This window comes from Enterobacter cloacae complex sp. OE43NF, assembly GCF_023544405.1.
GTDB lineage: Bacteria > Pseudomonadota > Gammaproteobacteria > Enterobacterales > Enterobacteriaceae > Enterobacter > Enterobacter cloacae.
Genome location: NZ_JAMJFW010000049.1, coordinates 23,736 through 30,294 on the forward strand (window position 1 = coordinate 23,736; position 6,559 = coordinate 30,294).

Sequence of the window (6,559 nt, forward strand, 5' to 3'; positions counted from 1 at the left end):
GCAGCAGAGAATGAAATTGCTGCACAAATAAAAAGAGATAAAGCGCTTTTTTTCATGATAATCACGGTTCCTGTGTGAATTGAAATTTTTCCTTTTTCAGTATCACTGACACACGGACCGCGAAGAATAAGAGTGGCCTACTCTGACGAGCAGAGTTTTCTCTAAATAATTAAGAAAATTCCATACTGCGTTAATTTATATTTCGCAATGCAACGATACACTTAGATACAAAAAACGTAAAGCTTAATCATTATGAAATAATCAAGAGCCGTCGGCGTTAAAAATATTCTCGTTGCTGCTGCGACTTTACCGCAAAATGAATTTTAATAACATTATATCTTGCGAGGTGCTCCAACCGCCGTTGGCCCCGCCATTTCATGAAAGGGTTAATACGACGCATCATTATGGACATTAAAATCGTTATCGCTGAAGAATCCTCGTTAATTCGACGCGGCTTATCCTCCATGATGCAGTCCCTCTCGTTACCCGCCGTTGGCATGGATCAGAGATGCGTTCTGATCGGTGAGGCTGCGGCCTCCGCTGAACTTCAGTCGCTTCTTGGCCAGCATAATCCGGATATCGCTATTCTTGGCTATTCGCTGACAACCAGCCTCAGCCGCCCTCCGCTCGGGGGAATGGACGGGCTGAAGCTCTTGAGATGGCTTAAACAGACCTATCCTGCGCTTAACATTATCCTTCTCTCGCCCTATGCAAACGCCACGCTTATCCGTCAGGCGCTAAAGGAAGGAGTCAGAGCGTACTTATCACGTGATATCAACGAGAAAACCTTAAGCCAGGCGATTACCACGGTCCTGAAAGGCGAGATTTATATCGAAAACCAGCTGGTGAATATGCTTTTCCGTCATGAAAAGACGGACGTGGAGAAACTCTCTCCGCGGGAAATTGACGTGCTGCGCCTGATATGTAAGGGGTTAAATTTGAAGGAGATTGCACAGTTTATGCATTTGAGCATCAAAACGGTCAGCGCACATAAGGTCCGGGCGATGGAAAAGCTGGACGTACAAAACGACTGCCAGCTTTACTCTTTGATCATCAAGAACCAGATGTTTGAGATCGGGATGTAAACGTCTCCCGCCGCTAAGACGGGAGCGTCGGTCAAGCTTCCGGCAGCTCCGCCAGCGGCCAGCGTGGACGTACGGAGACGCTCAGATCCGCCGTTGCGCCAGCGTTCAGGCGCACCATCCCGGCGTAGGCGATCATCGCCCCGTTATCGGTACAGAATTCCGGGCGCGCATAAAACACTTCCCCACGACGTTTTTGCATCATCTCCGCCAGCTTCGCACGCAGCGTACGGTTAGCGCTGACGCCCCCCGCCATCACCAGGCGCTTAAAGCCGGTCTGATCCAGCGCGCGTTTACACTTGATCATCAGCGTATCGACCACCGCATCTTCAAATGCGCGAGCGATGTCCGCACGGGTCTGCTCGCTGTCATCGTTATTGCGGATGGTATTGGCGGCGAAGGTTTTCAGGCCGGAGAAGCTGAAATCCAGCCCCGGACGGTCGGTCATTGGACGCGGGAAGACAAAACGCCCCTCCGTGCCCTGCGACGCCATTTTCGAAAGCATCGGGCCGCCCGGGTAATCCAGACCCAGCAGCTTAGCGGTTTTGTCGAAGGCTTCTCCGGCTGCGTCATCAATCGACTCGCCCAGCAGCTCATACTTGCCAATACCCGTCACGCTAATCAGCTGGGTATGGCCGCCAGAGACCAGCAGCGCCACAAACGGGAATTCGGGTGGATTCTCTTCCAGCATCGGTGCCAGAAGATGCCCTTCCATATGGTGAACCGGAATGGCAGGAACATCCCACGCGAAGGCCAGGGAACGGCCCACCGTCGCACCGACCAGCAGCGCGCCGACCAGACCCGGGCCTGCCGTGTAGGCGACGGCATCAATATCAGTTGAGTTCAAGCCGGCCTCTTTCAGTGCCGCCTGAATCAGGGGAACCGTTTTACGTACGTGGTCACGAGAGGCCAGTTCAGGCACGACACCGCCGTAGTCAGCATGCAATTTCACCTGACTATACAGTTGGTTGGCCAGAAGCCCTTTTTCGTCGTCGTAAATGGCGATGCCGGTTTCATCGCAGGATGTTTCAATACCCAGTACACGCATGACTTGTTTTACCTCGTTTCAGTACCGCGCAGTGTAGAGCCTGGGCGGGTTGATGTAAAACTTTGTTCGCCCCAGGACATCCGCTCGTGTATACTCTTCCCCCTTATAAAAGTCCCTTTCAAAAACGCGTCGGTGCTTTACAAAGCAGCAGCATTTGCAGTAAAATTCCGCACCATTTTGAAATAAGCTGGCGTTGATGCCAGCGGCAAACCGAATTTATCAAAGGTGAGAGTTACATGCCGGTAATTAAAGTACGTGAAAACGAGCCGTTCGACGTAGCACTGCGTCGCTTCAAACGTTCATGCGAGAAAGCAGGTGTTCTGGCTGAAGTTCGTCGTCGTGAGTTCTATGAAAAACCAACGACTGAACGTAAGCGCGCTAAAGCTTCTGCAGTGAAACGTCACGCGAAGAAACTGGCTCGCGAAAACGCACGCCGTACTCGTCTGTACTAATCCGTTGAGGGCGACAGTCCTCAATTGACAGACAGAGTAATAGTCGTAAGGCCGTGCTTCCGGAAGGAATGCGCGGCTTGTTTTCGTTTATGAGTTGCTAAAAACTTTTGGGGCATATGGCCGGACGAATCCCACGCGTTTTCATCAATGACCTGCTGGCAAGAACCGACATCGTCGATCTTATCGACGCGCGGGTAAAGCTGAAAAAGCAGGGCAAGAACTACCATGCGTGCTGTCCTTTCCATAACGAAAAAACCCCCTCCTTCACCGTCAACGGTGAAAAGCAGTTTTACCATTGCTTCGGCTGTGGCGCACACGGTAATGCCGTCGATTTTTTAATGAACTACGACAAGCTCGAGTTCGTTGAAACCGTCGAAGAGCTGGCGGCGATGCACAACCTTGAAGTGCCGTATGAAGCGGGCAGTGGACCAAGCCAGATAGAGCGCCATCAGCGTCAAACGCTGTATCAACTGATGGATGGCCTGAATTCGTTTTACCAACAGTCTCTTAAGCACTCTGCGGCTGAGCCTGCGCGTCAGTATCTGAACAAGCGCGGACTGAGCGACGATGTCATTGCGCGTTTCGCTATTGGTTACGCCCCGCCCGGCTGGGACAACGTGTTAAAGCGTTTTGGCGGCAATAGCGAAGATCGTAAATCGTTGATCGACGCAGGTATGCTGGTCACCAACGACCAGGGACGAAGCTACGACCGCTTCCGCGAACGGGTGATGTTCCCGATCCGCGACAAGCGTGGCCGGGTGATTGGGTTTGGTGGTCGCGTGTTGGGTGATGCCCTGCCCAAGTACCTCAACTCCCCGGAAACTGACATTTTCCATAAGGGCCGCCAGCTTTACGGCCTTTATGAGGCGCAGCAGGCAAATGCGGAACCTCCGCGCCTTCTCGTCGTCGAAGGGTATATGGATGTCGTTGCGCTGGCGCAGTATGACATCAATTACGCGGTGGCTTCGTTAGGCACGTCCACCACGGCCGATCATATTCAGCTGCTGTTTCGGGTGACCAACAACGTCATCTGCTGCTACGACGGTGACCGCGCAGGGCGCGATGCCGCCTGGCGTGCGCTGGAAACTGCGCTACCTTATATGACCGACGGGCGGCAGTTACGCTTTATGTTCCTGCCCGACGGTGAAGACCCGGATACGCTGGTGCGTAAAGAGGGCAAAGCGGCGTTTGAAGCGCGGATGGAGCAGGCTCAGCCGCTCTCCACGTTCTTGTTTAACAGCCTGATGCCGCAGGTTGATTTAAGTACCCCTGACGGGCGCGCGCAGCTCAGCACGCTGGCGCTGCCGTTAATCAGCCAGGTGCCCGGCGAAACGCTGCGCATCTATCTGCGTCAGGAGTTAGGCAACAAGCTCGGCATTCTGGATGACAGCCAGCTTGAACGTTTAATGCCAAAACAGGCTGAAAACGGCACGGTTCGCCCCGCGCCTCAGCTAAAACGCACAACCATGCGTATACTGATAGGGTTACTGGTCCAAAACCCCGAACTTGCACCGCAAGTGCCATCGCTGGCGGGTTTGAACCACGAAAAATTGCCCGGGCTTGGCTTATTTTCAGAACTGGTCAACACATGTTTGTCTCAGCCAGGTCTGACCACCGGACAACTTTTAGAACATTATCGCGGCACAAAAGAGGCCGCTACCCTTGAAAAATTGTCGATGTGGGACGATATAGCAGATAAGGACATTGCAGAAAAAACGTTCACCGACTCACTCAACCATATGTTTGATTCGATGCTCGAGCTGCGCCAGGAAGAGTTGATTGCTCGCGAGCGCACACACGGTTTGAGCAGCGAAGAACGCCGGGAGCTCTGGATGATAAACCAGGAACTGGCGAAGAAATAAGCAAAAAGACAAAAGTATTTAACGGCTTAAGTGCCGAATATCGATCGGGAAGCCCCCGGCAGCCGCACTGAGAGGCAGCGGCAAAAATATAAGTACGCCCTCGCTTTAAAGGTTGGCAAACCATCGCCGACACCAATCAAACGAATTAAGTGTGGATACCGTCTTATGGAGCAAAACCCGCAGTCACAGCTGAAACTTCTTGTCCAACGTGGTAAGGAGCAAGGCTATCTGACCTATGCCGAGGTCAATGACCATCTGCCGGAAGATATCGTCGATTCAGATCAAATCGAAGACATCATCCAAATGATCAATGACATGGGCATTCAGGTGATGGAAGAAGCACCGGATGCCGATGATCTGTTGCTGGCTGAAACCTCCAACAACACTGACGAAGATGCGGAAGAAGCTGCTGCACAGGTACTGTCCAGCGTGGAATCTGAAATCGGGCGTACCACTGACCCGGTCCGCATGTACATGCGCGAAATGGGTACCGTTGAACTGTTGACCCGCGAAGGCGAAATTGACATCGCAAAACGCATCGAAGACGGGATCAACCAGGTTCAGTGCTCTGTTGCTGAGTACCCGGAAGCGATCACCTATCTGCTGGAGCAGTACGATCGCGTTGAAGCGGAAGAAGCGCGTCTGTCCGATCTGATCACCGGTTTTGTCGACCCGAACGCTGAAGAAGATATGGCGCCAACCGCCACTCACGTCGGTTCTGAACTGTCTCAGGAAGAGATGGATGACGACGAAGACGAAGATGAAGAAGAGAGCGACGACGACAGCGCCGATGATGACAACAGCATCGACCCGGAACTGGCACGTGAGAAGTTCGCCGAACTGCGTACCCAGTACGAAGTGACGCGTGACACCATCAAAGCCAAAGGTCGCAGTCACGCTGCTGCCCAGGAAGAGATCCTGAAACTGTCTGAAGTCTTCAAACAGTTCCGCCTGGTGCCAAAACAGTTCGACTACCTGGTGAACAGCATGCGCGTGATGATGGATCGCGTACGTACCCAGGAACGCATCATCATGAAGCTGTGCGTTGAGCAGTGCAAAATGCCGAAGAAGAACTTCATCACCCTCTTCACCGGCAACGAAACCAGCGAAACCTGGTTCAACGCGGCTATCGCGATGAACAAACCGTGGTCTGAAAAACTGCACGACGTGAAAGAAGACGTGCATCGCGGTCTGCAGAAGCTGCAGCAAATCGAAGAAGAGACCGGCCTGACCATCGAGCAGGTCAAAGACATCAACCGTCGTATGTCCATCGGTGAAGCGAAAGCCCGTCGTGCGAAGAAAGAGATGGTTGAAGCAAACTTACGTCTGGTTATCTCTATCGCCAAGAAATACACCAACCGCGGTCTGCAGTTCCTGGATCTGATTCAGGAAGGCAACATCGGTCTGATGAAAGCGGTAGATAAGTTTGAATACCGTCGTGGTTACAAGTTCTCCACCTATGCGACCTGGTGGATCCGTCAGGCAATTACCCGCTCTATCGCGGATCAGGCGCGCACCATCCGTATTCCGGTGCATATGATTGAGACCATCAACAAGCTCAACCGTATTTCCCGCCAGATGCTGCAGGAGATGGGTCGCGAGCCGACGCCGGAAGAGCTGGCTGAACGCATGCTGATGCCGGAAGACAAGATCCGTAAAGTGCTGAAGATCGCCAAAGAGCCAATCTCCATGGAAACACCAATCGGTGATGATGAAGATTCGCATCTGGGTGATTTCATCGAGGATACCACCCTCGAGCTGCCGCTGGACTCTGCCACCACCGAGAGCCTGCGTGCTGCCACGCACGACGTTCTGGCTGGCCTGACCGCCCGTGAAGCGAAAGTACTGCGTATGCGTTTCGGTATCGATATGAACACCGACCACACGCTGGAAGAAGTGGGTAAACAGTTTGACGTTACCCGCGAACGTATCCGTCAGATCGAAGCGAAGGCGCTGCGTAAACTGCGCCATCCGAGCCGCTCTGAAGTGTTGCGTAGCTTCCTGGACGATTAATCCAGGTAAACAGCAAAAAGCTCCCAATCGGGAGCTTTTTTTTTGTTATTCCCTCTCCCCGTGGGCTGAGGGACCCCCATAAAATAATACCTGCACGGAGGA

Annotated in this window: 5 protein-coding genes; 4 read left to right on the forward strand and 1 reads right to left on the reverse strand. The window is 52.8% G+C overall.

What is annotated here, in order from left to right:
• Positions 1–404: 404 nt before the first annotated feature.
• Entirely contained in the window at positions 405–1,085 is a 681-nt protein-coding gene (locus tag M8370_RS18960) for a LuxR C-terminal-related transcriptional regulator (protein ID WP_029883055.1), read from the forward strand.
• A gap of 31 nt (positions 1,086–1,116) precedes the next feature.
• Here the strand turns inward: M8370_RS18960 and tsaD are convergent, their stop codons facing one another.
• Positions 1,117–2,130: a tRNA (adenosine(37)-N6)-threonylcarbamoyltransferase complex transferase subunit TsaD gene (tsaD, locus tag M8370_RS18965; protein WP_013098775.1), complete on the reverse strand. Its 1,014-nt coding sequence runs from the start codon at positions 2,128–2,130 to the stop codon at positions 1,117–1,119.
• 236 nt (positions 2,131–2,366) lie between these two features.
• On the opposite strand from tsaD, the gene rpsU reads away from it, so the two are divergent.
• From rpsU to rpoD, 3 genes are all read left to right on the forward strand, one after another.
• Positions 2,367–2,582 (forward strand): 30S ribosomal protein S21, encoded by a 216-nt coding sequence (gene rpsU / locus M8370_RS18970; RefSeq protein ID WP_001144069.1) that lies wholly within the window; start codon positions 2,367–2,369, stop codon positions 2,580–2,582.
• 116 nt (positions 2,583–2,698) lie between these two features.
• Positions 2,699–4,444: a DNA primase gene (dnaG, locus tag M8370_RS18975; protein ID WP_014833324.1), complete on the forward strand. Its 1,746-nt coding sequence runs from the start codon at positions 2,699–2,701 to the stop codon at positions 4,442–4,444.
• 165 nt (positions 4,445–4,609) lie between these two features.
• On the forward strand, positions 4,610–6,457 hold the full coding sequence (gene rpoD, locus M8370_RS18980; RefSeq protein ID WP_013098777.1) for an RNA polymerase sigma factor RpoD: 1,848 nt from the start codon (positions 4,610–4,612) through the stop codon (positions 6,455–6,457).
• The last annotated feature ends 102 nt before the right edge of the window (positions 6,458–6,559 follow it).